Origin of the sequence: Pseudomonas fluorescens (assembly GCF_000967965.1) — a bacterium.
Lineage (GTDB): Bacteria > Pseudomonadota > Gammaproteobacteria > Pseudomonadales > Pseudomonadaceae > Aquipseudomonas > Aquipseudomonas grandcourensis.
This window is the reverse complement of sequence record NZ_LACC01000030.1, coordinates 102,841-129,231: the sequence shown is the minus strand read 5'-3', so window position 1 is coordinate 129,231 and position 26,391 is coordinate 102,841. Positions and strand designations below refer to the sequence as shown.

The following is a 26,391-nucleotide window of genomic DNA, read 5'->3' as shown; positions in this document are numbered from 1 at the left end:
CTCGACGGCGAGGTCGACCAGACCCTCGGCGAGCCCACCACTCACGGCGTGGCCACGACCCGTGGCGTCGCCGATAACACCTACGGCGACGCCTACCACTACGCCGAACCCTACCGCGTGCTCGGCAAGTCCCACCTGCGCGACGAAGACCTGCAAAGCGAAAGCGGCTTTTTCTATGCGCGCCTGCGCCACGAACGCTACCTCAACAACCAGACCCACCTGAGCGGCACCAGCAGCAGCGCCACCCTGGCCCCCGGCCAGGTCCTGACCATCAGCGGCGACGCCCCCAAGGCCTTCGCCTCCCGGGTGGTGATCACAAAGATCACCACCCGCGCCGCCCGCGACCGCAGCCTGACCTGCGATTTCGAGGCCATGCCCTACGCGTTGCGCCTGTGTTTCCGGCCCGAGGTGCCGCCCAAACCACAGATCGCCGGCACCCTCCCGGCGCGCATCACCCACCCCCAGAGCAACCCGATGTACACCGAAATCGACGATCACGGGCGCTACCGGGTCAAGTTCCTCTTCGACCGCGACACCTGGCCAGCCGGCCGCGAAAGCAAATGGCTGCGCCAGGCCCGCGCCTACGCCGGCGACACCTACGGCCTGCACCTGCCGCTGATCGCTGGCACCGAAGTCGCCATCGCTTTCGAGCAGGGCGACCCGGACCGCCCCTACATCGCCCACGGCCTGCACGACGACCAGCACCCGGACCTGGTGACCCAGCGCAACGACCACCGCAACGTGCTGCGCACGCCGGCCAATAACAAGTTGCGCATGGACGACACGCGGGGGCAGGAGCACATCAAGCTCAGTACCGAGTATGGCGGCAAGAGTCAGCTGAATCTGGGGCATCTGGTGGATGGCCAGCGGAAGAAGCGTGGGGAAGGGTTTGAGCTGCGTACGGATGATTGGGGCAGTCTGCGTGCAGGCAAAGGCGTATTCATCAGTGCCGACGCGCAGCCCAAAGCGCAGGGCCCGGTGCTGGACATGGACGCCGCCGTGGCCCGTCTGCAACAGGCCGGTGAACAGCTGCAACAGCTCTCCAGCGACGCCCAGACCGCCCGCGCCGAACCGGCCGATGTTGCCGCGCAACTGAACCTGCTGCGCCAGGATCTGGAACAGCTCAAATCCCAGGTCCTGCTGCTCAGCGCCCCGCAAGGCATCGCCGTCACCAGCGGAAAACACCTGCAACTGGCGGCCAAGGACAACCTGATGCTCAACGCCGGGGGCGAGGCCGACCTCAGCGTGGTCAAGCGGCTGTTCATCGGCGTGGGGCAGGGCGTGAGCCTGTTTGTGCGCAAGCTCGGCATCAAGCTGATCGCCAACCAGGGCCCGGTGAGTGTGCAGGCGCAGAACGACAAATTGGAACTGATCGCCCGGCACGGCCTGGACATCACCAGCACCGAAGATGAAATCCACATCACGGCGAAGAAGAAAATCGTCCTCAACGGAGGTGGCAGTTACCTCAGTCTGGATACGAACAGCATCGAGTCGGGCACGGCGGGGGATCACAAAGTCAAGGCAGCCCATTTCGAACACAGCGGTGCAGCCACGCAAGCACAGGACATGCCGGCGCAATCTCGATTGGCCGAACACCCCACCACGTCCTCGGACCTTTCGGATTTCTCTGCCTGATCCCTTTTGCACAACAAGGAGCGACATACAACATGGCCAGTTTGCTTGCCCGACTTTTTGGCTTACACGAGCCGCCCCTACCGCCTGCGGCCCCCCGCGCGCCAATCCTGCCGACGCCCGATACCCGGCTCATTACGCCGCCCGCGAGCCCGGCTCCGTTGAAAAACTGGTGCCATCCGTTCAAGAGCAACCTCAACCCACTGATGCAACTGACCCACCTGGCCAAGGCCGGCGGCGGCTACTACCCAATCGGTCGCAGCGGTCTGTTCCACGGCGGTATCCATTTCGACGGGGGCACCGCCGGCACCCTGGATCAGTCCAGCGTCCGCTGCCTGGCCGATGGCGAAGTGGTGGCGTACCGCATTGACACGCACGCGCCGACCACACGTTATTTCATCGGCGAGATGACCATCAACAAACCGTTCTCGCGCAATTTCGTCCTGGTGCGTCATCGCCTGCAGCCGCCGAAGATTACCGGCAGCACGGACATACCGCCCAGCCTGACCTTCTACAGCCTGTACATGCACCTGCAGGATTGGGCGAAATACGAGCAAAACGATGCCATCGAGCGCCCCGGTTTCTGGCCCGCCAGTCCGACCCTGCGGGTCCCGCAAAACGCCAAGGACATTCGCCCGGGCTCGCTGGAACAGCGCGGCCTGAATGTGCGTCACCAGCCTTCCCAAGGCAAGATCATCGACTTCCTGCCGCGGGGTGCGCCGGTGACCGTCAGTGGCACGGGGGCCTACCGCAAACTGGAAAATCGCCTTGGCCCTGATGTCCTGATCACCGACGACGGTGCGCTGGCGGGCTACATCGCCGCCAAGCTGCTGCGACCCCTCGGGGACAACGAGTACCGCATCACTTCGTCGGAACCGGCAGTGAATGTTCGCGCCGAGCCGAGCGTGACGAGCGATGTCCATTTAAAACTGCCGACAGGCTCGGTCGTCACGGTCAGCGGCGAGGGCGATTTCCGCAAGCTGGAGCGTGTCCACCTCTACGTGCACTTTGCCTCGCTGCAAGGCGAGCTCGCTCCGCTGGCCACTGACCGCATCGTGGTACTCGACCAACCGGTGCCGATCCAGGCGGGTGCCTTGATAGGGCACTTCGGCGAGTACCAGAGCATGGGCGCAGATCGACCGGAGGAAAAACTGCACCTGGAAGTGTTCACCGGCGATGACGTCGATCTGTTCTTTGACGCCAGTCGAGACTGGGCCAAGCGCTTGCCGGCGAAAGAGTGCACCTGGATGAAGCTGGTCAAGGGCACGCCGGTGGTGCCCCATGAAGAATGGGTGACGGCCGCGCGCCTGCAGGCGTCGAGTGACGCCAGCCCACGCAGCGCCGCCGACCTGTTAGTCCCTAAAAGCCTCCTGGATGGCCTGCCGGCCGAAAGAAAAATCCACGTGCCGGCGACCGAGTACCGCAAGGCCCGCAACTGGTATCGCCTGGACGGGCTGCTGCACGGTGCAGACCACAACCTGCTCGACGGCTGGGTGTGCGAAGAAGTCGACGCCACCCCGTGGCTCAGCCCGTGGTCGTGGGAAGGTTATGAGGTGATTTTCGACTACAGCACGCCTCGACAGGAAATGGCGTCGTTTTTCAGTGCTGTCGGCCGCTTTAACGAGGAGCAACGCGAGCGCTTTCGGCCCCTGGCCGAGAAAAACAACCAAGGGCCGATGAAAAATCGCCTGTACGACATCATCGACCGCAACGGCGACGGCAAGATCACCGCCGACGAACTGCAGGCAGCCCTGCGACTCCCGGCTCTGGCGCAAGCCATCTCGCAGATGGTCCTGCGCAAGGAAAGCGAATGGTTTCACCAGACGCAGAAGTGGGATGCGCTGGACGAATTGCTCGGCCACAGCGGCTCTACGCCACACTGGAATTGGGAGGCGGAGAAGCAGCGGATCGAGCAGATCAGTTGGTGGGGGGAAGTGGCGGAGAAAGTGGGGTTGCCGGCGTGGGGGAGGCCGTATCACTTTCATCCGGTGGGGTTAGCTGGCTACTTCATGAGCACAAACGAAATTTTAATCTGTAAAAATTGCAGCGCTGCGATAACTTTAACTAAAGAGTTTATCGAGGAGATATGTCATAGAGATATAAATTCGTCTTTCGTCACTGCAATGATGGATGCATCTAAAACAATATTTGATAAATACGGTGTAAATAGCTGCAATCAAGTGACTCACTTGCTGGCTCAGGCAAAAGTTGAGACGGGTGGGTTTATAAACTTTCGAGAGTCGTTGAATTATTCTAGAGGGACTTTTACGGCTGCCAGGCTCTATAGATTATCCCCGACTGTGATCAATGCCGGGTTTTCACGAAAGGGATTAATGTTCGCGAGTGATGAGGAAAAATTAAGGTGGATAGATGAACACCTGATTGGAAATGACGCAGCATACGGTCTGCACTGTTATGGAAATAGCGAGCAGCCAGGGAAAGATTATCGAGGTCGAGGGTTGATTCACCTTACTCACTATGACACGTACAAGAAGTTTGCCAACGAAACCGGAATCGCAGTCGATAGAAATCCTGAACTGTTAGAAAATGATTTTGCAGTCGCTATAGAGACTTCTTTATGGTTTTGGAAAAGTAGAAACATTGCCGCGATTGCAGATAATGTTTCTCTAGTGGGAGATGCTGCCGTTACTGCTGTCACTCGCCCCATTAACGCCGGGTTCGCGGGATTGTCGGAGCGTCAACAATACAAAAGGGAGATCACATCAATTTTCAACAATCATTTTAATAGTGGGTGTTCAAAAAATGATTAAGGTAATATGTGTTGCTGTTATTTTTTTTGGGGTGTTAAAGGTTGCTATTGCAAGTGGTGATGAATGTGGCGGGATCGGTTTGCTACAAGCCCATAAATCAACGGTTTTGCACGGGTCAAGTGTATGTTTTGTCTATTCAAAAACAAGTTCACAAGATGGGCTGAAATTATCGCGCGACCCTGATGAAATATCGCTCTATGCGATATCGGAATCCGAAAGGCCAGAGCTTTTGTATGAATTTCCGTATGCCGGAACTCAAGGCAAGATTAATGATGTTTTTTTTCTAGCTATCGAAGGTGCGGCCGAGGAAATGCTTTTTGTTATTCATAGCATGCAATCCCCAAAGTCGTGGGATACAAAAAGTGATATTTACGATGTGAGCGTAATAAGACACCAAGGTGGCATTTTAATTCGAGACCAGAAACTTTCTCGCTTCTTTGATTTGGGAGGGGATCTCGTTGATACCCAAGGAAAATCGACGTATCTATATCCATACAAAGATAAGAAATCTGTGGAGGGCGCGGTTCGCTCAGCCTTGTTTCGGGCGATAAATTCGTCCACCAAAATCATGGGTACGGTTCAAGAAAAGACATTCCTATATGCCGGTGATTCGGAGCCGGCTTTACAGGATCCAAAGAAAGCATATTTGATTAAAGGTGATCAAGTCACGCTTGCGGATTCAATGGCGGGCTGGTGCAAAATCTTATATCAAGGAAAGGCGAAGCTTATAACTAGGTGGGCGCAATGTAAGTCGATAGTTTTCGCGGAGAACTAAATTCATATTGCCAATGCGGAATAATCAGATCGGCCACGATGTAAAAATAAGGAGCGCTTATGAGAGTCTCAAGCAAAATTGGTAAAGTGCTTGCCGTTACAGTTATGCTGATGACATTCGGGGTTTTATCCGAAGAGTGCATGAGGGACAATTCAAATCTACAAGTCTCGCACGAACTAAAAACCAAAAAAAATCTGATCTGCATTGTTCGTGGTAATGATGAGGTTGTCATCTTTGTATACCGGAACAGCGAAAAAAATGTTCCGCTGTCAAGAAATGTGATGTTGTTGGAGAAATCAGATATAGCCGAAGAGGTTGTGCGTCTTGAACCTTTTAGTGATGGATTTAGAATGTATTTAGAATATCCAAATAATATTTATATTGTTGGGGTTGATGCGGATGCGGAGCATATAGTTGAATCATCTGTTTTGGTAAAGATAAATGCTGTTGTCCCAGACGCTCCTCCGCAACAGATGAGTCTTGTACTGACTTCAAATGTGCTGTCGGCGCTAAGGTTTGAGACTCTAACGAGAAGCCAGGCTTTCGATCAAGGCGTTTTAAGTCTTGAAAAGCCACTCAGTGCGAGAATAACAGCACAAAAAACCAAGGTTTCATATTTGCCTGGTTTATCTAGTCTTTCGGAAATGCATTTGGCTCAGGGTGATAGTGTTGATGTGGTTGGCTTCAAAGGTGGATGGATAAAAATCAACTATAAAGCCTCGAATGATCTTCATGAAAGTAGTGGGTGGGTTCTGCTGGCGGACATATTGTGATCGATGCCTAAGTTATAGTCGGTCATTTTCCTGAGTGATATGTGTTCGTTGAGGCGTGCCTGAATGAACACGGCGAATTGGTAGGTGTTAAAAGTTCCGAGGCTGTTTCGAAGTTTGTAATTTACAAGGTTCGGTAGGGTGGATTTTATTGGGGGTCAGATTTTATGTGCGTGAAACTTCGATATTGTGCGGCAGTTAAAATGCTTTCGAATAAGTACGAAGCGGGAGGGAATCCCTGTGCGGTGGGTGGCTGTGTATTTATGCCCTCGTGGCCCGAAGCGGGAGCGAGTTAGTCATGTCTGTCAGACTGGATACTGTACCTGCTCGTGCGCGACGTCCTGCACGACCTCGGGTCTGGCTTTGGCTTGGCCTGCTGTTGCTGTGCCTGTTGTTTGGGATAGGAGGGAGTTTCCTCTTCACCGATGAATCGTTGGACCAGCAGCCTGTTGACTTCTGGAGTCTGGCGTTGGGTCTGCCACTTCTTGGCTGGTGCGTGCTGGGATTTGCGCGAGTGTTATTACATATCGGCAAGCAAGCTGCTGCTGATGGTTGGGATGATGCCCGTGAAAAAGACCTGACCCGCAGGCTTCGGAAAGGTCGACGCTCTCAACAGATTTTAGGGGTGAGTTGTTACACCGCGCTGCGAGATCCATCGGCTGGGCCAGTGGGGCAACTGGACGCATTGCTAAACGGGAATGCAGCACTGAAAGCGCAACCGTTCAGGATTGACGGGGCGCCATTAAGTCACAGCCGTTTGGATGAAGACCTGGGTGAAGACCTCGAAGCAGTGTTCTTGAGTGTATTGACACGCTCGCTCGCCGACTTGGCACCAGTCCTTTCACAGTTGCCTGACGATAAACCAATTGCCCTGTTATTGGACGTCGATTGCAGGCTGCCTGAGGACCAATGGCTTCCTGCATGGCGCAACGCATGGCGAGAATCCGGTATCCGTCAATCGGTGGTCCCCGTCGAAGGCCGTGGATTGGCTGCGGTGGATCGCTGGCTGGATCAGCGTATTGACGATCAGGCTTTGCTGATGGTGCTGGCAGTGCAGTTGGCACCGGATCAGCCTGAGGGCACAGCAGAAGTGGCCGTTGGTTTGTTGTTCGGCAACCGGCTTACGCAGTCGGCCTTATCGCCCATTGCTTATCTTCATCGCCCAGAACAGCAACGCCAGCTCAGCGAAGCTGGCTTGCTGGGTTCCGCGCGTCAGGCTCTCGACTGGGCACCGCTGCTGGGGCAATCGATCGAAAAGGTCTGGCGGGCTGGGGTAGGTGCGCCAAGCCCTGTGGAGAGCGTATTACGTGACGTCCTCATGCCGGTCAAGCCGCCGCAGAATTTCTGCAACCTCGACGCGTTGCTTGGCCATGCGGGGAAAGCCTCACCGTGGCTGGCCATCGCCGCTGCGGCGCAAACGATTGAACGCGGCGCCGGGCCGCAATTCATTTTCAGCGGCGGAACTGCCGTCGATGGCCTTTGGAGCACGGTGTTGATGCCCGTGTCACCCCTTTCGAAATAGGAAATCTCGAATGCAGTTTCGACGCTCTGTAGGGTTGGGTGTGCTGGCGAGTGTGCTGTTGATGGCCGGATTGGTCTTGAGTGTGCTGCTCTGGCGCCACCCCGAGTCATTGGGCATGGCATCGGGTAGTGCCCGGCAAACGCTCTGGCTTTCGGTGAGCTCGGTGACCACCCTCGTGCTGATGGTGTTCCTGGGTGGGTACCAATTGATAGGCCGGTGGATTGGCAGTGCTACTTATCAACCATTTGAGTCGGACGATAAGCCCCAGCCTGCGCAACGGCCTTCTGCAAATTCGGCTGGCGCCGAGGACAGACAATGGGAAGCCAGGATTAGAACTTCGTTGCGGGCGCGCCACCGCGGTTTTTGGCATCCCAAGGTCCGACTCCTGCTCATTGTCGGCGAACCCGAGCAGATCCAGGCCATCGCCCCCGGCCTGACCCGGGACCACTGGCTGGAAGATCAGGACACCTTGCTGCTATGGGGCGGCAGCGTGCAAAACAAGCTGGACGACGTGGTGATTGAGCGTTATCGCCGCCTGACTCGCTGGCGGGCTCTCGACGGCGTGGTTTGGGCATTGAATGCCGAGCAGAGCGCTGACGGCTACCACATGGGTAAAGGCGCGCGGCACCTACAAGACCTCGCGGGTACGCTGGGCTGGTCGCTGCCGCTGCACCTCTGGCAGGTTTGCGCCAGTCACTGGTTGCAGGACAAACGCCCGAGCCAGGCGGTTGGCTGCGCACTGCCGTCTCGCCTCACCGCGACAGAACTGGAAACGTCGCTGCGCAGTCTACTGGGCCCCATGCGCCAGGAAGGCTGGGCGCAGATGAACCTGACGATGGCGCATGACTTTCTGGTGCGCCTGGTGCGGGACCTGCAAGTTGAAGGCGTGGCCCGCTGGCGTAAGGTACTGACGCCGTGGTTCGGCAGCGGCAGGCAGGATGTTCCGTTGCGCGGCCTGTGGTTCAGCCTGCCGTTGTCCAATACAACGCAGAACAAAGAAGAGCACTTCTGGCCCATGGACCCTGCTTGGCACGGCGTGCTCGGCGTACCAAAACAGCGGAACCGTCGTCTGGGCTGGAGCGCCCCGCGCGTCGCTAATGTCTTGCTGTTGGCCGTGGCCCTTGCGTGGGGCGCCGGCCTGCTGCTGTCGTTCATCAGCAACCGCGTGCAGATCCACCATTTGCAGACCTCGCTGACGACGCTGCAGCAGGCCACCCCCGGCGACGCCCAACTCAGCGCTCTCAACGAACTGACCCGCGAACTGGGCCGCCTGGATTACCGCGCCAGCCACGGCTCACCGTGGTACCAGCGTTTCGGCCTGGACCAGAACGACGCGCTGTTGGCCACGCTGTGGCCGCGTTACGTCGAGGCCAACCAGCGCCTGTTGCGCGACCCGGCGGCGGCCACCCTCAAGGCCCGGCTCAACGCCCTGGTCAAGCTGCCACCGGACAGCCCCGAGCGTGCCAAGCGCGCGCAATCTGCCTACACGCAACTCAAGGCCTACCTGATGCTGGCGCGCCCGGAAAAAGCCGATCCGGCTTTTCTCATCCTAGCCTTGGTGGAAGCCGAACCGCAAAGCACCGGCTACTCACCAGGCCTCTGGCACGCGCTGGCACCGACCTTGTGGGCCTTTTACGCCGAGCAACTGGCCGCCCACCCAAACTGGCGCATCGACGCCGACCCCAAGCTGGTGGCCCAGGTGCGGCAGGTGCTGATCAGCCAGTTGGGCCAGCGCAACGGCGAAGCCAGCCTGTACCAATCCGTGCTCGACAACGCCGCCAATCACGCGCCGGCGCTGAGCCTGGCGCAGATGGTCGGCGACACCGAGGCATCGACGCTGTTTGCCACTTCGGCCGAGGTGCCGGGGGTGTTCACCCGCCAAGCCTGGGAAGGCCAGGTGCGCCCGGCCATCGACGCCATCGCCGAGGCACGCCGTGAAGAAATCGACTGGGTGCTCAGCGACAACCCGGCGCGTCTCGCCGCCGACCTGAGCCCGGAACAACTCAAGCAACGCCTGACCGAACGCTACTTCCAGGACTACGCCCACGCCTGGCTGGACTTCCTCAACCAACTGCGCTGGCAACCGGTGGACAGCCTTGGCGAGGTGATCGACCAGTTGGCGCTGATGAGCGATGTGCGTCAGTCGCCGCTGATCGCGCTGATGAACACCTTGGCCTATCAGGGCCAGGCTGGCACCCGTCGTCAGGCGCTGGCCGAGTCATTGGTGCAGTCGGCGCAGCAACTGCTCGGCAAGGAGCCGGTTCCGGTGATCGAGCAGGGGGTGCCCGGCACTGGCAGCCCCCTGGACGCCACCTTTGGCCCGCTGTTGACCTTGCTGGGCAAAGACGTCGACAACCAGAACGACACGGAACGCCTGAGCCTGCAAGCCTTCCTCAACCGCGTCACCCGGGTGCGCCTGAAGTTGCAGCAAGTGAGCAACGCACCTAATCCCCAGGCAATGACCCAGGCCCTGGCGCAAAGCGTGTTCCAGGGCCACAGCGTCGACCTCACCGACACCCAGGCCTACGGCAGCCTGCTCGCCGCCAGCCTCGGTGCCGAGTGGGACGGCGTCGGCCAGACCCTGTTCGTGCAGCCGCTGGAGCAGGCCTGGCAGCGAGTCCTGCAACCCTCGGTGGCCGGCCTCAACAGCCAGTGGCAGCGGGCGATCGTACGCGACTGGCAGGGCGCGTTTGCCGGTCGCTATCCCTTTGCCGCCACCGGCAGCGATGCCTCGTTGCCGATGCTCGGGCAGATGATCCGCGCCGACGCCGGGCGCATCGACCAGTTCCTGCAACAACAACTGGGTGGCGTGCTGCGCAAGGAAGGCAGCCGCTGGGTGCCCGATTCGCGGCACAGCCAGGGCCTGCACTTCAACCCGAAGTTCCTCGCGGCGATCAACCAGCTCAGCCACCTTGCCGACGTGCTCTACACCGACGGCGGCATGGGCCTGAGCTTCGAGCTGCGCGGCAAGCCGGTGCGCGACGTGGTGCAGACCACCTTCATCCTCAACGGCGAAAAGCATGAGTACTTCAACCAGAAGGAACGCTGGCAGCGCTTTAGCTGGCCGGGCTTCAGCCAGCATCCGGGCACGCGTTTGCTGTGGATCAGCGTGCTGGCCAATGAACGCCTCTACGGCGATTACGAAGGTACCTGGGGCCTGATCCGCCTGCTCGAACAGGCAAAAATCACCGCCCTGAACGACACCGACAGCCAGTACCGCGTGCAGCTTCGGGCCCCCGACGGCCTCGACCTGACCTGGCACCTGCGCACTGAACTGGGCGCAGGGCCGCTGACGTTGCTCAAGTTGCGCGGCTTTGAATTGCCGGCGCAGATTTTTCTGGACAAGGGGGAAAAGCCGTCGCTTTGATTTCGATTGGTGGCAGCCGGTTTACGGCGAAGTCGGTGATGCGGGGCGGGGGCGGTATTGATCGATTGCGACCAGTTGCCGGGGGAATCCATCAAGCGCCGGTTGCTTCTCTGGGGGGCGTTACACGGTCAAATGTGGCGAGGGAGCTTGCTCCCGTTGGGCCGCGCAGCGGCCCCGGCTCTTAAAAAGCGGGGCCTGCTGCGCAGTCCAGCGGGAGCAAGCTCCCTCGCCACAGGTTTTTCAGCGATTGTTCGAGGCTTACACGCGTTCAAAAATCGCCGCAATCCCCTGGCCACCACCGATGCACATGGTCACCAGTGCATAACGGCCGCCGGTGCGATGCAGTTCGTGGATGGCCTTGGTGGCGATGATTGCGCCGGTCGCGCCCACCGGGTGGCCCAGGGCGATGCCCGAACCGTTCGGGTTGACCTTGGCCGGGTCGAGGTCCAGTTCCTGGCTGACGGCGCAGGCCTGGGCAGCGAAGGCGATGTTGGCTTCGATCACGTCCAGGTCGGCGACGGTCAGGCCGGCGCGCTTGAGCGCCAGGCGTGTGGCCGGGATCGGGCCCAGGCCCATGAACTCAGGTTCGACGCCGGCGTGGGCGTAGCTGACCAGGCGGGCGAGGGGTTTCAGGTTATTGGCCTGGACCGCGTTGCCGCTGGCCATGACCAGTGCGGCGGCGCCGTCGTTGAGGCCCGAGGCGTTGCCGGCGGTGACCGAGCCGTCCTTCTTGAACGCAGGCTTCATCGCTGCCAGTTGTTCCAGGGACGTGGCGCGCGGATGTTCGTCGACGCTGAACAGTTTGACGCCTTTGCGATCCTGGATTTCCACGGTCGCGATCTGTTCGCTGAAGTAGCCGTTGGCAATCGCGTGAGCCGCGCGTTTCTGGTCTTCGAAAGCCAGGGCGTCCTGCATTTCGCGGGTGATGCCGTTGCGCGCAGCGACGTTCTCGGCGGTGATGCCCATGTGGATGCCATGGAACGGGTCATGCAGGATGCCGAGCATGTAGTCGATGACCTGGGCGTTGCCCATGCGCGAACCCCAGCGGGCGGCCGGCATCAGGTACGGACCACGGCTCATGGATTCGGCACCGGCACCGACGACGATGTCGGCATCGCCGAGCATCAGGGTCTGGGCAGCGTTGATGATGGCTTGCAGGCCCGAACCGCACAGGCGGTTGACGTTGTAGGCCGGGGTTTCCTTCGGGATGCCGGCGTTCATCGCTGCGACGCGGGAGATGTAGGCGTCGCGGGTTTCGGTCGGGATCACGTTGCCCATCACCAGATGGCCAACGAGCGCCGGGTCCACGGCGGCTCGCTCCAGGGCGGCTTTCACGGCCGTGGTCGCGAGGTCGGCCAGTGGCACGTCCTTGAGCGAACCGCCGAATGTACCGATGGCGGTACGGGCGGCGCTGACGACGTAGATTTCTGGAGTGTTCATGGCTGGTTTCCTTTCGGTGGATTCTTATCTGTACTGCGATTGAGCAGGGCGTTCAAGGCGGTTTTCGCCTCGTCGGTATTCAGGCGCTGAATGAACAGCGTGTTTTCTTCGCGCAGGGTGGCTTCCAGTTCGGCCAGGGAAGCCTGTTTCATCAGCTGCCGGGACTGGCGCAAGGCTTGCTGGGGCATGGCCAGGAAGCGCTGGGCGATTTTTGTCGCCGCCGCCAGGCATTGTTCGCCGTCATCGAAGGCTTCGTTGGCCAGACCCCAGGCCACCGCTTCGTTACCGTCTAGGCCGTTGCCCAACAGCAGCAGGCTCGCGGCGCGGGCATGGCCGAGGCGGCGTGGCAGCAACAGGCTGGCGCCGAATTCGGGGCACAGGCCGATGTTGACGAACGGCATGCGCAACTTGGCGTTGCGGGTCACCAGTACCTGATCGCAATGCAGCAGCAAGGTGGTGCCGATGCCGATGGCCGCACCGCAGACTGCCGCGACCAGCGGTTTTTGCAGGCGCGTGACGACCTTCATCAAGTAGAACGCCGGGGCGTCCAGATGAGTGGGCGGATTCTGCAGGAAATCCACCAGGTCATTGCCGCTGGTGAAGCACGCCGGGCCACCGGTGAGGATGATCACGCCGGTTTGCTCGTCTTCGTCGGCGGCCTGCAGCAGGTCGGCCAACTGCGTGTACATGGCGTTGTTCAGTGCGTTGAGCTTGTCCGGGCGGTCGATGGTCAGCGTCAACACGCCGTCGCGTTGCTCGTGTTTGATCAGGTCGGTCATCGCAGGCTCTGCAGGGTCGGTTCAGGGCTGCCACTTTAAGCGCCGGACAAACTCCGGATCTATGGCAAAACGGGTCAACTGCACTGCCGCTTTTTGCCATGCCGGTGTGCCAAAAAGCGACACACACCCTTTCGGGGTATGGCCGCGCCCGGCGAATCGACCAATAGTGGGGGCATCCGCTCATCCAGAGCCGAACTCGCTATAAGGTGCATTTGCTATGGGCAAGACGCTGCTTAAGGTGATTTCCAGTCTGTTTGTTGTACCGCTGACCTTTCATGCCTACGCCGCTCAAGTGGACGACAGCAATACGCTGCGGCTGTACAACTGGGCGGATTACATCGGTGAAAAAACCATCGCCGATTTCGAAAAGGCCACCGGTATTAAGGTGGTCTACGACACATTCGATTCTTATGAAACGGTACAGGCCAAGCTGCTCACCGGCCATTCCGGTTATGACCTGATCGTGTTGAATGCCTCCCTCGCGCCGCCGCTGATCAAGGCCAAGGTGTTCCAGCCGCTGGATAAAAAGCAGTTGCCGGGGTGGACCAACCTGGATCCGCAGATCCTCGAAGACCTGCAAGGCTATGACCCTGGCACCCAGTACTCTGCGCCCTATACCTGGGGCAGCAACGGCGTGACCTACAACGTCGACAAGATCAAGGAGCGCATGCCGGACGCGCCGATCGGCTCGCTGGCGATGATCTTCGATCCGAAGATCGTCTCGCGCTTCGCCGACTGCGGCGTGACCCTGCTCGATGCCCCGACTGAAGTCATTCCCATGGCCCTGAAGTACCTGGGGCGTGATCCGCGCAGCGCCGCACCGGAAGATCTGAAAGCCGCACAGGATTTGCTGCTGTCGGTGCGGCCGTACATCCGCAAATTCGACTCCGTCAATTACCTGACCAGCCTGCCCAACGGCGACGTGTGCATGGCCATGACCTGGTCCGGCGACTACGCCACCGCCATGGCCCGCGCCGCAGAAGCCAAGAAGAAGATCGACCTGGCCTACTTCATCCCCAAGGAAGGCTCGCTGATCTGGTTCGACAACATGTACATCCCGGCCGATGCGACGCACGTCGCCAATGCCCACAAGTTTCTCGAGTACCTGATGCAGCCGCAGGTGATGGCGGACGTGAGCGACTTCATCAATTACGCCAACAGTAACGCCGCGGCCACGCCGTTGTTGAACGCCGATGTGCGCAACAACCCGGCCATCTACCCCGATCCACAGACCCGCGAGCGGCTGTTCCCGCAGAAGACCCAGGACGCCAAGGACATGCGGGCGATTACCCGGGTCTGGAGCACGGTGAAAAGCGGCATCTGATGGGTTCGAACGTTAGTCAATTCGGTTAGAGGTTTATTTATGGCGACGCCAGCACGCAGCGTTTTTTCCCCAGCGGACGAGTCCCGACTGGTCAAGGCCGACAAGGCTCACCATATGCACGGCTATCACGTGTTCGACGAACACGCCGAGCAAGGCTCGCTGAACATCGTCGCAGGCGTAGGCGCCTACATCTACGACACCCAGGGCAACCGCTTTCTCGATGCGGTGGGCGGCATGTGGTGCACCAACATCGGTTTGGGCCGTGAGGAAATGGCCGAGGCCATCGCCGATCAGGTGCGGCAACTGGCTTATTCGAATCCGTTTTCCGACATGTCGAACAACGTCGCCATCCAGTTGTGCGAAAAACTCGCCAGCCTCGCTCCCGGCGACCTCGACCATGTGTTCCTCACCACCGGTGGCTCCACCGCCGTGGACACCGCCTACCGGCTGATCCAGTACTACCAGAACTGCCGTGGCCTACCTGCGAAGAAGCACGTCATCGCGCGGTTCAACGCCTATCACGGCTCCACCACCCTGACCATGTCGATCGGCAACAAGGCCGCCGACCGGGTGCCGGAGTTCGATTACACCAACCCGCTGATCCACCACGTCTCCAACCCCAACCCGTACCGAGCGCCCGATGGCATGGACGAGGCGCAGTTCCTCGAGTTCCTGGTCAAGGAATTCGAAGACAAGATCCTCTCGATCGGCGCGGACAAGGTTGCCGGTTTTTTTGCCGAGCCGATCATGGGCTCGGGCGGGGTGATCATTCCGCCCCGGGGTTATCTCAAGCGCATGTGGGACGTGTGCCAGCGCTACGACATTTTGTTCGTTGCTGACGAAGTGGTGACTTCGTTCGGGCGCCTGGGAAAGTTCTTTGCTTCTTATGATGTGTTCGACGTGCAGCCCGACATCATCACCACCGCCAAGGGCCTGACCTCGGCCTACCTGCCGCTGGGTGCGTGCATCTTTTCCGACCGTATCTGGAAAGTCATCGCCGAGCCGGGCAAGGGCCGCTGCTTCACCCACGGTTTCACCTACAGCGGGCATCCGGTGTGCTGCACCGCGGCGCTGAAGAACATCGAGATCATCGAGCGGGAAAACCTGCTGGCCCATGTCGACACGGTGGGCGCCTATCTGGAAGTGCGCCTGGCAACCCTGCGGGACTTGCCGCTGGTGGGGGATGTGCGCTGCCAGAAACTCATGGCCTGCGTGGAGTTCGTCGCCGATAAACGCACCAAGGCGCTGTTCCCCGACGAGATCAACATCGGCGAGAAAATCCACGTGCGGGCCCAGGCCCGGGGCTTGCTGGTGCGGCCGATCATGCATCTCAATGTGATGTCGCCACCGTTGATCCTGACGTTTGCCCAGGTCGATGAAATCGTCGAGACCCTGCGCGAATGCATTCTGGAAGTGGCGGCCGAGCTTGAAGCGAGCGGACAGTACGCGGGCCAATGATTTCGTCAGTCAGGCTGTTACCAAGGGCGTGTCCAGCCGCTAGACTGCGGGGCATGAGCAAACCACACGACGATACGCTGATCGCGGTGCCCTTCGGGGCATTGCACAAATGGCATGGGGGAATGCGCGAGGCATTCGCCCATATCGATGAGCCTGACGCCCTGCAACACCTGGCGTCGGCGTTGGCGCAACTGGTGTCCGTCGAGTCGATGATGATCAGCCTGGAGCGCAAGGACCGCGCGCCCCAGTTGCTGCATCAGCGCGGGATCGCCCAGGAGTATCAGGTCTCGATCCTGGAGCGCTATTTTGCCGGGGGTTATTTGCTCGACCCGTTCTGCCTGGCGGTGGAGCAGGGGTTGGCGCAAGGCTTCTATCACCTGGAGGAAATTGCCCCGGACAACTTCTTCGACAGTGACTACTACAAGACCTATTACCTGAATGCGGGTTGTTCGGAAGACAGCTACTACATTGTCGATATCGGCAATGACACGAAGATTTCCGTCAGCCTCTATCAGGGTTTCGGCGGTGAATGCCTGAGCGCCGAACAGCTGAATCTGCTGCGCGCCGTGGAACCGCTGGTGCGCGAATTCATCAGCGAGTTCAGTCAACGGGGCATGCTGCGCAGTGGCGAGACTCAGTGCGATCAAGACCAGGGCATGCGCGATGATCTCAAGCACCGGGTACAGTCGGCTTTCGAGCATTTCGGCAGCGATTTGCTCACCGAACGTGAGCGGCAAGTGGCGCATATGGTGTTGCGCGGGCATTCGGTGAAATCCACGGCCAGCCAGATGAGCATCTCACCGGAAACCGTACGCATGCACCGCAAGAACCTGTACCTGAAACTGGAGGTAGGTTCGCAGTCGGAGTTGTTTGCGCTGTTTATCGAGTGGTTGCGTAAGCATTAACCAAAATTTTTGGCCTACCGATACCCCTGTAGAAGCGAGCCTGCTCGCGATAGCGATCTGTCAGGCCCAATGATGTTGGCTGACACGCCCTCATCGCGAGCAGGCTCACTCCTACAGGTATTGCGTTAGTCTTCGCGTTTTACGACCAAGGTGAGAATGTCATAGCTCGCCACCAGCTCTCCCAACTGGTTGGTCACTTCCACATCCCACGCCACCACCCCTTGCGGGATGCCCTGCGGGCTCTTCTTGCCCTGGTCGATCTTGCGTTTGCAGGTCAGGCGGGCCTGGATGGTGTCGCCGATGCCCACCGGGTTGATGAAGCGCAGGGTGTCGAGGCCGTAATTGGCCAGCACCGGGCCGACGCCAGGGGAGACGAACAGGCCGGCCGCCGCCGACAGCACGAAGTAGCCGTGGGCGATGCGCTTGCCGAACTGCGATTCCTTGGCGGCGATGTCGTCGAAGTGCATGTAGAAGTGGTCGCCCGACAGGCAGCCGAAGTTCACCAGGTCCGCCTCGGTGACGGTGCGGCGGTGAGTCAGCAGCGATTCGCCGATCTGCAGGTCCTGGAAGTGGCGACGGAACGGATGCACGTCGGTTTCGATGACCTTGGCGCCGCGCACATATTCGCCGGTGACCGCCGCCAGCATGGTCGGCGAACCTTGCACCGCCGCGCGTTGCAGGTAGTGTTTCACCGCGCGCAGGCCACCGAGTTCTTCACCACCACCGGCACGACCCGGGCCGCCATGCTTGAGTTGTGGCAGCGGCGAGCCGTGGCCGGTGGATTCGCCGGCGCAATGGCGATCCAGTACCAGCAAACGGCCGTGCAAGGCAGCCGCGACCGGGATGGCCTTGGCGGCGATTTGCGGGTCCTTGGTCACCAGGCTGGCCACCAGGCTGCCTTTGCCGCGCGCGGCCAGGGCCAGCGCTTCGTCCAGATCGTCGTAGGCCATCAGGGTGCTGACCGGGCCGAACGCTTCGATATCGTGGGCGCCGCCCTCGGCATGCGGGTCGCGGGCCTGCAATAGAGTCGGGGCGAAGAACGCACCTTTGTCGACATTTACACCACGGGGTTCGAAACCGTCGCGGGCGCCGAACAGCATGTCGCTGCTCTGCAACAGCGCTTCCAGACGCTCGGCCACGTCTTTCTGCTGGTCGTGGGAAGCCAGCGCACCCATGCGTACGCCTTCCACCGACGGGTCGCCGACCACCACTTTGGCCAGGCGATCGCGCAGGCGGGTGGCGACTGTATCGATGTGTTTGGCAGGGACGATGGCGCGGCGGATGGCAGTGCATTTCTGCCCGGCCTTGGTGGTCATTTCCCGGGCAACTTCCTTGATGAACAGCTCGAACTCTTCGTCATCCGGGGTCACGTCCGGGGCGAGGATCGCGCAGTTCAGCGAGTCCGCTTCGGCGTTGAACGGCACCGAGTTACGAATCAGGTTCGGGTTGACCCGCAGCTTGGCCGCAGTGTCGGCGGAGCCGGTGAAGGTCACCACGTCCTGGCCTTGCAGGCGGTCGAGCAGGTCGCCGGTGCTGCCGATGATCAGTTGCAGACTGCCCGCCGGCAGCAGGCCGGATTCGTCCATCAGGCGCACCACGGCTTCGGTCAGGTAGCTGGTGGCGCTGGCGGGCTTGACGATGCACGGCATGCCGGCGAGGAAGCTCGGCGCGAACTTTTCCAGCATGCCCCAGATCGGGAAGTTGAACGCGTTGATGTGCACCGCCAGACCGCCGCGAGGCACCAGGATGTGCGTACCGGCAAAGGTGCCCATTTTGCTCAGCTGCATCGCCGGGCCTTCGTGGACGATGTTGCCCGACGGCAGCTCCCGCGAACCGAGGCTGGCGTAGGTGAATAGCGTGCTGTTGCCGCCTTCGATGTCGATCCAGCTGTCGGCGCGGGTTGCGCCGCTGTGATAGGAAATCGCGTAGAGCTGTTCCTTGCGCTCGCTCAGGTACAGGGCCAAAGCCTTGAGACGCTGGGCGCGCTGCTGGAAGTCCAGCGCCATCAAGCCGCTGATGCCCTGGCGACGGCCGTGTTCGATGGCCTCGGCGAAGTCCGGGCGCTCCTCATGGGTGCGGGCGATTTCATGGCCGTCGATGGCACTGCGCAGCACTTGCGCGCCCTGTTGGCCGATCCAGCGACCGGCGATGAAACTCTGCAGGGTAGGGGCATGCAGGGTAGGGGCGTGAGACATCACGATTGCTCCTGGTTATGAAGGGTTATGGCGCGGCGGCGACCGCGCCCTTTCGGAATTACCAAAGCGCCACGGTGTAACCGACGATCAATCGGTTCTCATCGACGGCGGTAGTCAAGCCATTGCCGGAACGGAAGGTCACGTTGCGCCAGCGCAAGCTGACGTTCTTCAACACACCGCTCTGGATGACGTAGCTGATATCGGTGTCGCGCTCCCATTCGCTTCCGTTGTCGACCTTGCCCGCCTTGACATGGCTGCCGTCGGTGTAGCGGGTCATGAAGGTCAGGCCGGGAATGCCTTGCGCCGCGAAGTCATAGTCGTAACGCAGCTGCCAGGAATCCTCCTCGGCGCGGGTGAAGGTGTTGAAGGTCACCAGGTTGACCACGTACGGATCGCCGCCGTTGATGAACGGAAAGGCACTGTCGCCGGACAATTGCTGGTAGGCGGCACTGACCTTGTGGGCACCGTGGGACACCGTGAACATGCCGTTGAGGTTGCGGTTGTCGATACGCCCGGCCCGTTCGGCACCGTCGCCCCGGCTGTCGAAATAACGCAGGTCGCTGCGCAGGTTGAAGCCGTTGCCCAGTGGTTGCGTATGCACCAGTCCGGCGAATTGCTGGCGATAGATCTGGTCGAGCTTGCCGTAGTAGTAGCTCAGGTTCAGTTGCGGACTGAACGCGTAGCTGCCACCACCGAAGTCGAAGTGATCGCTAGTGGCGGCGCCGAAGCCGACGTCATCGTTGCTGGAAGAGTCCCGCAGGTTGGCCTTGGTCAGGCGTCCGGCATTCACCGTCAGGCCGTCGATCTCCTGACTGGTCAGCAAGCCACCTTCAAAGGTCGATCCCAGCAGGCGCGTGTCGTTGTAAGTGACCACTGGCAACAAGGGTTGCAACGTGCCGAGTTTCAACACGCTCTTGGAGACCCGCAATTTGCCGGTCAGGCCCAGTTCGCTGTAATCGTCGTCGGGCTCATGGCTCTGCGGGCCGAACGGTAGCAGGCCGGTGCCACGGCGGTCCGGGCTGGAGTCGAGCTTGAGCCCCAACTCTCCCAGTGCATCGAGACCGAAACCGAAGGTGCCGTCGGTGAACCCGGACTCGATGCGCGCAGTGAATCCCTGGGCCCATTCTTCGGCCTTGGATTGCGGCGCGTTGTCCTGACGGAAATCGCGGTTGATGTAGTGGTTGCGCATATCAATACGGGCCTTGCTGGCGCCGATGAAGTCGGCCATGGCGCTGGGGGCGATCATGGGCAGGCTCAATGCGGCAGCCAGCGAAAACAGTGATCGGTAAGACGTGGTACGTGCGGGTGTCATTATTTTTATTCCCTGCCAACTGTTCGGTCGTCGTTTAGTGTTTGCTGGCGCCGGTGGCACCGATGCCGGTCATCGAGCGGATGAACTGCGCCAGATAACGGCCACGCTCAAGGGCTGCACGGGGCGAGGTATCGGTGACGGAAAACAGCCATGCACTAAAGAACGCCAGGCTCATGGAAAACAGGGCCGGGTTGGAGTACGGGAACAGCGCCTTGTCGTGATGCATCACGTTGACCCACACCGCCGGGCTCAGCACCAGCAAGACAATCGCCGAGACCAGTCCGGACAGACTGCCGAGGACCGCGCCACGGGTGGTCAGGCCTTTCCAGTACATCGAAAGGAGCAGCACCGGGAAATTCACCGACGCGGCGATGGCCAGCACCAGGCCCGAGAGGAAGGCGATATTCTGCGACTCGAACAGCAGGCCGAGGATGATCGCCAGCACACCGATGCACAGGGTGGCGATTCGCGACACGCGCATCTCTTGCTGCTCGCTGGCCTGACCCTTGCGCATCACGCAGGCATACAGGTCGTGGGACACCGCCGAGGCGCCGGACAGTGCCAGCCCGGCAACCACCGCCAGGATGGTGGCGAAGGCGACCGCCGAGATGAAACCGAGGAACAGGTTGCCGCCTACCGCCTGGGCCAGGTGCACGGCGATCATGTTGCCGCCGCCGATGATCGCGCCGCTGGCGTCACGGAACGCTGGATCGGTGCCGACCATGACGATGGCGCCGAAGCCGACGATGATCAGCAGCAGATAGAAGTAGCCGATGAAACCGGTGGCGTAGAACACGCTTTTCCGCGCTTCCTTGGCATCGCTGACAGTGAAGAAACGCATCAGGATGTGCGGCAGGCCGGCGGTGCCGAACATCATGCCCAACCCTAGGGAAATCGCATCGATCGGGTTGGATAGCAAGCCCCCGGGGGCCATGATCGCGTTGCCCTTGGCATGTACGGCGGTGGCACCGGCAAACATCGCCTCAGTGCTGAAGCCGAAGTGCTTGAGCACCATGAACGCCATGAAGCTGGTGCCGAACAACAGCATCACCGCCTTGATGATCTGCACCCAGGTGGTGGCGAGCATGCCGCCGAAGGTCACGTAGAACACCATCAACACGCCGACCAGCATTACCGCGTAGAGGTAGTCGATGCCGAACAGCAGTTCGATCAGCTTGCCGGCGCCGACCATCTGCGCCACCAGGTACATCAGGGCCACGGTCAGTGTGCCGAAGGCCGAGGTCAGGCGCACCGGGGTCTGTTCCAGGCGATAGGAAACCACGTCGGCAAAGGTGTATTTACCGAGGTTGCGCAGGCGTTCGGCAATCAGGAACAGGATGATCGGCCAGCCGGCCAGCACGCCCAGGGCGTAGAGCAAACCGTCGTAGCCATTGAGGAACATCATCGCGGAGATGCCGAGGAACGAGGCGGCCGAGATCATGTCGCCGGCAATCGCCAGACCGTTCTGGAAACCGGTCATGCCGCCGCCAGCGGTGTAAAAGTCGCTGGTGGAGCGGGTACGGAGTGCCGCCCAGCGTGTCACGCCAAGGGTGAACAGCACGAACACCAGGAACATGCCGATGGCGTTCCAGTTCAATGGGCGGGCTGCGCCGTCAGCGGCCATCGCAAAATCAGTGACAGCCGCCAGCGGCAGCAGGAACAGCGCAAGAAGGCGGCTCATCGGGCGCACTCCTGCTTGAGTTTTTCATTCAGCGGGTCGATCACGTTGTTGGCGCGATACACATAGAAGCCGGTCAGCGCAAAGGCCAGCCCGACGATGACGACACCCACCAGCATGCCCACGGTGGTCACGCCGCCGCTCAGGGATTGGCCGAGGGTAGAAGGGGAGAAAGCCACCAGCAGCACGAAGCCGTAGTAAATCACCAGCATGGCCAGGCTCAGTGACCAGTACAGCTTCTGTTTACGGCGAACCAGCTGGATGAAATCCGGGTGCTGGCGAATAAGTTCTACTTCCTGGGGTGTCATGACGCGCGCTCCTTTGTTGTTTTTGTTTTGGGTGAAACGGTGTATTCGGGTCGATCACTGGCCCCCTGTGGGAGCGAGCTTGCTCGCGATGAGGGCATCACATTCAGCATTGCCGGTGGCTGTCCCACCGCTTTCGCGAGCAGGCTCGCTCCTACAGGGTTTCGCGGCGGTTTCAGAGCTGATCGAAATCCAGCACTACCTTGTCGCTGATCGGGAAGGCCTGGCACGACAGCACATAGCCGGCGGCCACTTCGTAGTCTTCCAGGGCGTGGTTGCTGTCCATTTCCACTTCGCCTTCGATGACCTTGCACTTGCAGGTCGAGCACACGCCGGCCTTGCACGAGTAGGGCAGCTCCGCACCTTGCTCGTTACCCGCTTCGAGGATGCTCTGGCTGTTGCGCGGCAGGTCGAACGCCAGGGCGCGGCCGTCGCTGATCACGGTGATCTGGCTGACCGCCGCATCCACCTGACGGGCGGCTTCACGGGCGGCGCGTTTTTGCTCGCTGCCGGCGGCGGCGAACAGTTCGAAATGGATGCGCTCAGGTTGCATGCCCTTGGCCTTGAGGCTGTCGCGCACGGTCTCGGTCATTTCCTGCGGGCCGCAGATGAAGGCGGCGTCGAGGGCCTTGACGTCGAGCCAGCGGCTGAACAGTTGCTCGCATTTCTCAGCGTTGATCCGGCCGTTGTACAGGTCGACGTCCTGCTGCTCGCGGCTGAACACGAAGATCAGGTTCAGGCGTTGCAGGTAGCGGTTTTTCAGGTCTTCCAGCTGCTCGCGAAACAATGCGCCGGAGCTGGAGCGGTTGCCGTACAGCAGGGTGACCCGGCTGTGGGGCTCGGTTTGCAGGGTGGTCTTGATGATCGACAGGATCGGCGTGATGCCGCTGCCTGCGGCCACAGCGAGGTAGTTGCCATGGCGCGCCGGGTCGAGTTCAACGCAGAAGTGCCCGGCCGGTGGCATCACTTCCAGGGTGTGCCCGGCTTTCAGTTGTTCGTTGGCAAACGCCGAGAAGCGTCCGCCGGTAACACGCTTGACGGCGATGCGCAGCTCACCGTCGTTGACCCCGGTGCAGATCGAATAGGAGCGGCGTACTTCTTCGCCGTCCAGTTGGGTGCGCATCACCAGGTGCTGGCCCTGGGTGAAGTGGAAGCTGTCCTGCAAGTGCTGCGGAATCTCGAAGGCGATGGACACCGCGTCACGGGTTTCGGTGCGCACGTCCTTGATGGTCAGGCTGTGAAATTTGCTCATAGTTGTTCTCCAGCTGGGACGGCCGATTCGCCGCTCAGATGCACTTGAAATAGTCGAACGGTTCCCGGCAATCGACGCAGCGGTACAGCGCCTTGCAGGCGGTGGAGCCGAACTGGCTGAGGACCTCGGTGTGGGCGCTGCCGCATTGCGGGCACACAACCAGCGGGCTTTCACCGAGCAGGCTGCGCTTGCTGGTGCTGCCCTCGGGCGGTGCGATGCCGTAGGCGCGCAGGCGTTCGCGGCCGCTGTCGCTGATCCAGTCGGTGGTCCAGGCCGGGGTCAATTTGCGCTCAAGCTGCGGCGCCTTGAATCCGGCCTGTTCCAGGGCTTCGCGGATGTCGCTCTCGATCACTTCGGTGGCCGGGCAGCCGGAGTAGGTCGGCGTGACCACCACGTGAAGATGGCCGGCCTGCCAGTCCAGATCGCGGACGATGCCCAGGTCAACCACGCTGACCACTGGCACTTCCGGGTCCATGACCTCTGCCAGAATCGCCCACGCGGCAGCCAGGTCGGTCGGTTGAACCGGCCGGGCGCCGAGGTCGCTGGCGATCAGCTCACCAGGTTGCATCGGGGTACGCTCGTGGCAGGAACTGCATTTCGGCCAGCAGGATGCCCAAGTGTTCGGTGTGCAGGCCCTTGCGTGCATTCAGGTAGAAGTAGTTCGGTGCCGCAGGAACGGGCAGGGTGGCGCTGGTGAAGATCTGCTCGACCTTGACCTGCCACTGGGCGGCCACGCTGGCGATGTCCGGGGTGATGCCGGCTTCGCACAGCTGTTGTTCGCTGTCATCGGCGGCGATCAGTTCCACGGTGAAGCGCCAGACTTCGGGGATGGCCGCGAGCATGCGCTGGTGGCTTTCCTCGGTGCCGTCACCCATACGCTCGATCCATTCGCCGGAGCGGCGCAGGTGGTAAGTCACTTCCTTCACCGCCTTGGCGGCGATCCCGGCAATGCGTTCGTCGCTGGACTGGCTCAGGCCCTGCAGTACCGGCAAATGCCAGGCGTCATAGAGGAACTGCTTGAGCATGGTCACCGCGAAGTCGCCGTTGGGTTGTTCCACCAGCAGCAGGTTGCGATAGGCGCGCTCGTCGCGACGGAACGCCAGGTGATCGGCGTCACGGCCGTCGTCCAACAGTTCGGCGGCATATTCCAGCCAGTTGCGTGCCTGGCCCACCAGGTCGAGGCCGACGTTCATCAGCGCCAGCTCTTCTTCCAGCGCCGGGGCCTTGCCGCACCATTGGCACAGGCGCTGGCCCTGGATCAGGGCGCTGTCGCCGAGGCGCAGCAGGTATTCGATCAGATCGGTCTTGTTATTCATGGTCGACCTCACATGTGCCCGACTTCGGCCGGCAGCTCGTAGAAGCTGGCGTGGCGGTAGACCTTGTCGTCCGACGGATCGAACAGCGGGTCTTTTTCATCCGGCGACGAGGCGGTGATCAATGCCGAAGGCACGACCCACAGGCTCACGCCTTCGCTGCGACGGGTGTAGAGCTCGCGCGCGTTCTCGATGGCCATGGTGGTATCGGCGGCATGCACGCTGCCGACGTGCTTGTGGTTGAGGCCGTGCTTGCTGCGCACGAAGACTTCGAAGAGGGTCCACTCGGACATTTCAGTTACTCCACATCAGGTGGCCGGATCAGGCGGCGTTCTTGTTTTGTTTTTTGCGGGCGTGGGCGACGGCGGCTTCACGGACCCAGGCACCGTCTTCAATCGCCTTGCGGCGGGTGGCGACGCGTTCCTGGTTGCACGGGCCGTTGCCCTTGAGCACTTCGTAGAATTCGTTCCACTGGATTTCGCCGAAGTCGTAGTGACCGCGTTCGGCGTTCCATTTCAGGTCCGGGTCGGGGCAGGTGCAGCCCAGCAACTCAAGCTGCGGGATGGTCTGGTCGATGAAGCGCTGGCGCAGTTCGTCGTTGCTCTGGCGCTTGATTTTCCAGGCCATGGACTGGGCGCTGTTCGGCGAGTGTTCGTCGCTCGGGCCAAACATCATCAGCGATGGCCACCACAGGCGATTGATCGCGTCCTGGACCATGTCTTTTTGTGCCTGGTTGCCGTGGCGCATCATGGTCAGGAGGATTTCGTAGCCCTGGCGCTGGTGGAAGCTCTCTTCCTTGCAGATGCGCACCATCGCCCGGGAATACGGGCCGTAGGAGGTGCGCTGCAGCACCACCTGGTTGACGATCGCCGCGCCATCCACCAGCCAGCCCACCGCGCCCATGTCGGCCCAGTTCAGCGTCGGGTAATTGAAGATGCTCGAGTACTTGGCCTTGCCGCTGTGCAGCTTGGCGACTTCTTCATCGCGGTCGGCGCCCAGGGTTTCCATGGCGCTGTACAGGTACAGGCCGTGGCCGGCTTCGTCCTGGATCTTGGCCATCAGTTGCAGTTTGCGTTTGAGCGACGGCGCGCGGGTGACCCAGTTGCCTTCGGGCAGCATGCCGACGATTTCGGAGTGGGCGTGTTGGGAGATCTGCCGGATCAGGGTCTGGCGGTAGGCATCTGGCATCCAGTTCTTGGCTTCGATCTTGATTTCTGAATCGATTTTTTCCTGGAAGGCGCGTTCCTGTTCGGACATCTCCGAGAGGTCTTTGATGCGCTTTACGCCTGTTTCTACTAGCTGTGCGTACATTTTTGAGTTCCCGCCTTGAATCTGTTCTGGGGCATGGGGAACTTTATAAGCGATACAGAATTTAATATCAAACACAAAATGACGTGTCGTATTTGTTTTTTTGTATCGCTTTGGATGGGTGGTCGCTTTTTTTGGGGGGGGTACATATCCGTTTCTTCGGTAACGGCGGCTGGCGGTTTCGCTCTTACAGCGAGTCCCTTTTGGCAAACGCCCCAAAAGGAACCAAAAGGTCTCGCCCCTTACGTACGGCCCCTCGCTAATGCTCGGCGTTCCTTCGCTGCG

Annotated in this window: 20 protein-coding genes; 9 read left to right on the top strand and 11 right to left on the bottom strand. The window is 60.5% G+C overall.

Annotated features, from left to right (window positions below; all coding sequences use genetic code 11):
* From VC35_RS23450 to VC35_RS23425, 6 genes are all read left to right on the top strand, one after another.
* Positions 1-1,635: DUF2345 domain-containing protein (locus tag VC35_RS23450; RefSeq protein WP_046042860.1), on the top strand; the 1,635-nt coding region annotated here is incomplete at its 5' end.
* A 32-nt stretch (positions 1,636-1,667) separates the two neighbouring features.
* A complete protein-coding gene (locus VC35_RS30095) occupies positions 1,668-4,403 on the top strand; it encodes a glycoside hydrolase family 19 protein (protein WP_052960578.1) in 2,736 nt (911 codons plus the stop codon).
* Entirely contained in the window at positions 4,396-5,178 is a 783-nt protein-coding gene (locus tag VC35_RS23440) for a hypothetical protein (protein WP_185754842.1), read from the top strand. The genes VC35_RS30095 and VC35_RS23440 overlap by 8 nt, the downstream gene beginning before the upstream one ends.
* Before the next feature lie 59 nt (positions 5,179-5,237).
* Positions 5,238-5,951 carry a hypothetical protein gene (locus VC35_RS23435; protein WP_046042857.1) on the top strand — a complete coding sequence of 238 codons (714 nt, stop codon included), beginning with the start codon at positions 5,238-5,240 and terminating at the stop codon, positions 5,949-5,951.
* A 295-nt stretch (positions 5,952-6,246) separates the two neighbouring features.
* A complete protein-coding gene (locus tag VC35_RS23430; protein WP_046042856.1) occupies positions 6,247-7,470 on the top strand; it encodes a hypothetical protein in 1,224 nt (407 codons plus the stop codon).
* 10 nt (positions 7,471-7,480) lie between these two features.
* Positions 7,481-10,837: an ImcF-related family protein gene (locus VC35_RS23425; protein ID WP_046042855.1), complete on the top strand. Its 3,357-nt coding sequence runs from the start codon at positions 7,481-7,483 to the stop codon at positions 10,835-10,837.
* 258 nt (positions 10,838-11,095) lie between these two features.
* Here VC35_RS23425 and VC35_RS23420 read toward each other — a convergent pair whose 3' ends face one another.
* Both VC35_RS23420 and VC35_RS23415 read right to left on the bottom strand, forming a co-directional pair.
* Positions 11,096-12,277, bottom strand: a complete 1,182-nt coding sequence (locus VC35_RS23420) for an acetyl-CoA C-acyltransferase family protein (protein ID WP_046042854.1) — start codon at positions 12,275-12,277, stop codon at positions 11,096-11,098.
* Positions 12,274-13,056 carry an enoyl-CoA hydratase-related protein gene (locus VC35_RS23415; protein ID WP_046042853.1) on the bottom strand — a complete coding sequence of 261 codons (783 nt, stop codon included), beginning with the start codon at positions 13,054-13,056 and terminating at the stop codon, positions 12,274-12,276. The genes VC35_RS23420 and VC35_RS23415 overlap by 4 nt, the downstream gene beginning before the upstream one ends.
* 217 nt (positions 13,057-13,273) lie before the next feature.
* Here VC35_RS23415 and VC35_RS23410 point away from each other — a divergent pair, with 217 nt between their 5' ends.
* The 3 genes from VC35_RS23410 to VC35_RS23400 are packed head-to-tail and all read left to right on the top strand — an operon-like array spanning position 13,274 to position 16,743.
* A complete protein-coding gene (locus tag VC35_RS23410) occupies positions 13,274-14,380 on the top strand; it encodes a polyamine ABC transporter substrate-binding protein (protein ID WP_046042852.1) in 1,107 nt (368 codons plus the stop codon).
* A gap of 39 nt (positions 14,381-14,419) precedes the next feature.
* The gene (locus tag VC35_RS23405; RefSeq protein WP_046042851.1) at positions 14,420-15,838 is read left to right on the top strand and encodes an aminotransferase; all 1,419 of its coding nucleotides are present in this window, start codon (positions 14,420-14,422) and stop codon (positions 15,836-15,838) included.
* A complete protein-coding gene (locus VC35_RS23400) occupies positions 15,835-16,743 on the top strand; it encodes a helix-turn-helix domain-containing protein (protein WP_046042850.1) in 909 nt (302 codons plus the stop codon). Before VC35_RS23405 ends, VC35_RS23400 begins: the two co-directional genes overlap by 4 nt.
* A gap of 125 nt (positions 16,744-16,868) precedes the next feature.
* On the opposite strand, the gene paaZ is transcribed toward VC35_RS23400, so the two are convergent.
* From paaZ to paaA, 9 genes are all read right to left on the bottom strand, one after another.
* A complete protein-coding gene (paaZ, locus tag VC35_RS23395; RefSeq protein ID WP_046042849.1) occupies positions 16,869-18,938 on the bottom strand; it encodes a phenylacetic acid degradation bifunctional protein PaaZ in 2,070 nt (689 codons plus the stop codon).
* A 58-nt stretch (positions 18,939-18,996) separates the two neighbouring features.
* The gene (locus VC35_RS23390; protein WP_046042848.1) at positions 18,997-20,250 is read right to left on the bottom strand and encodes an OprD family porin; all 1,254 of its coding nucleotides are present in this window, start codon (positions 20,248-20,250) and stop codon (positions 18,997-18,999) included.
* A gap of 34 nt (positions 20,251-20,284) precedes the next feature.
* Positions 20,285-21,931, bottom strand: coding sequence for a cation acetate symporter (locus VC35_RS23385; protein ID WP_046042847.1), 1,647 nt, complete (start codon positions 21,929-21,931; stop codon positions 20,285-20,287).
* The gene (locus VC35_RS23380; RefSeq protein ID WP_046042846.1) at positions 21,928-22,236 is read right to left on the bottom strand and encodes a DUF485 domain-containing protein; all 309 of its coding nucleotides are present in this window, start codon (positions 22,234-22,236) and stop codon (positions 21,928-21,930) included. The genes VC35_RS23385 and VC35_RS23380 overlap by 4 nt, the downstream gene beginning before the upstream one ends.
* A 172-nt stretch (positions 22,237-22,408) precedes the next feature.
* Positions 22,409-23,485, bottom strand: coding sequence for a 1,2-phenylacetyl-CoA epoxidase subunit PaaE (gene paaE / locus VC35_RS23375; protein ID WP_046042845.1), 1,077 nt, complete (start codon positions 23,483-23,485; stop codon positions 22,409-22,411).
* Positions 23,486-23,519: 34 nt separating this feature from the next.
* A complete protein-coding gene (paaD, locus tag VC35_RS23370; protein WP_046042844.1) occupies positions 23,520-24,053 on the bottom strand; it encodes a 1,2-phenylacetyl-CoA epoxidase subunit PaaD in 534 nt (177 codons plus the stop codon).
* Complete coding sequence (gene paaC / locus VC35_RS23365; RefSeq protein WP_046042843.1) at positions 24,040-24,801, bottom strand: 1,2-phenylacetyl-CoA epoxidase subunit PaaC; 762 nt, start codon at positions 24,799-24,801, stop codon at positions 24,040-24,042. Before paaC ends, paaD begins: the two co-directional genes overlap by 14 nt.
* Before the next feature lie 8 nt (positions 24,802-24,809).
* A complete protein-coding gene (gene paaB / locus VC35_RS23360; protein WP_007943393.1) occupies positions 24,810-25,091 on the bottom strand; it encodes a 1,2-phenylacetyl-CoA epoxidase subunit PaaB in 282 nt (93 codons plus the stop codon).
* A 28-nt stretch (positions 25,092-25,119) separates the two neighbouring features.
* Positions 25,120-26,109, bottom strand: a complete 990-nt coding sequence (paaA, locus tag VC35_RS23355) for a 1,2-phenylacetyl-CoA epoxidase subunit PaaA (protein ID WP_046042842.1) — start codon at positions 26,107-26,109, stop codon at positions 25,120-25,122.
* Positions 26,110-26,391: the final 282 nt, after the last annotated feature.

Coding starts and splice junctions, on each gene's coding strand:
- VC35_RS23385 (WP_046042847.1), bottom strand. CDS start 21,931: ATGAGCCGCCTTCTTGCGCTGTTCCTGCTGCCGCTGGCGGCTGTCACT.
- VC35_RS23380 (WP_046042846.1), bottom strand. CDS start 22,236: ATGACACCCCAGGAAGTAGAACTTATTCGCCAGCACCCGGATTTCATC.
- VC35_RS23390 (WP_046042848.1), bottom strand. CDS start 20,250: ATGACACCCGCACGTACCACGTCTTACCGATCACTGTTTTCGCTGGCT.
- paaA (WP_046042842.1), bottom strand. CDS start 26,109: ATGTACGCACAGCTAGTAGAAACAGGCGTAAAGCGCATCAAAGACCTC.
- VC35_RS23440 (WP_185754842.1), top strand. CDS start 4,396: ATGATTAAGGTAATATGTGTTGCTGTTATTTTTTTTGGGGTGTTAAAG.
- VC35_RS23415 (WP_046042853.1), bottom strand. CDS start 13,056: ATGACCGACCTGATCAAACACGAGCAACGCGACGGCGTGTTGACGCTG.
- VC35_RS23425 (WP_046042855.1), top strand. CDS start 7,481: ATGCAGTTTCGACGCTCTGTAGGGTTGGGTGTGCTGGCGAGTGTGCTG.
- paaC (WP_046042843.1), bottom strand. CDS start 24,801: ATGAATAACAAGACCGATCTGATCGAATACCTGCTGCGCCTCGGCGAC.
- VC35_RS23420 (WP_046042854.1), bottom strand. CDS start 12,277: ATGAACACTCCAGAAATCTACGTCGTCAGCGCCGCCCGTACCGCCATC.
- VC35_RS23400 (WP_046042850.1), top strand. CDS start 15,835: ATGATTTCGTCAGTCAGGCTGTTACCAAGGGCGTGTCCAGCCGCTAGA.
- paaB (WP_007943393.1), bottom strand. CDS start 25,091: ATGTCCGAGTGGACCCTCTTCGAAGTCTTCGTGCGCAGCAAGCACGGC.
- paaZ (WP_046042849.1), bottom strand. CDS start 18,938: ATGTCTCACGCCCCTACCCTGCATGCCCCTACCCTGCAGAGTTTCATC.
- VC35_RS23405 (WP_046042851.1), top strand. CDS start 14,420: ATGGCGACGCCAGCACGCAGCGTTTTTTCCCCAGCGGACGAGTCCCGA.
- paaD (WP_046042844.1), bottom strand. CDS start 24,053: ATGCAACCTGGTGAGCTGATCGCCAGCGACCTCGGCGCCCGGCCGGTT.
- VC35_RS23435 (WP_046042857.1), top strand. CDS start 5,238: ATGAGAGTCTCAAGCAAAATTGGTAAAGTGCTTGCCGTTACAGTTATG.
- VC35_RS30095 (WP_052960578.1), top strand. CDS start 1,668: ATGGCCAGTTTGCTTGCCCGACTTTTTGGCTTACACGAGCCGCCCCTA.
- paaE (WP_046042845.1), bottom strand. CDS start 23,485: ATGAGCAAATTTCACAGCCTGACCATCAAGGACGTGCGCACCGAAACC.
- VC35_RS23410 (WP_046042852.1), top strand. CDS start 13,274: ATGGGCAAGACGCTGCTTAAGGTGATTTCCAGTCTGTTTGTTGTACCG.
- VC35_RS23430 (WP_046042856.1), top strand. CDS start 6,247: ATGTCTGTCAGACTGGATACTGTACCTGCTCGTGCGCGACGTCCTGCA.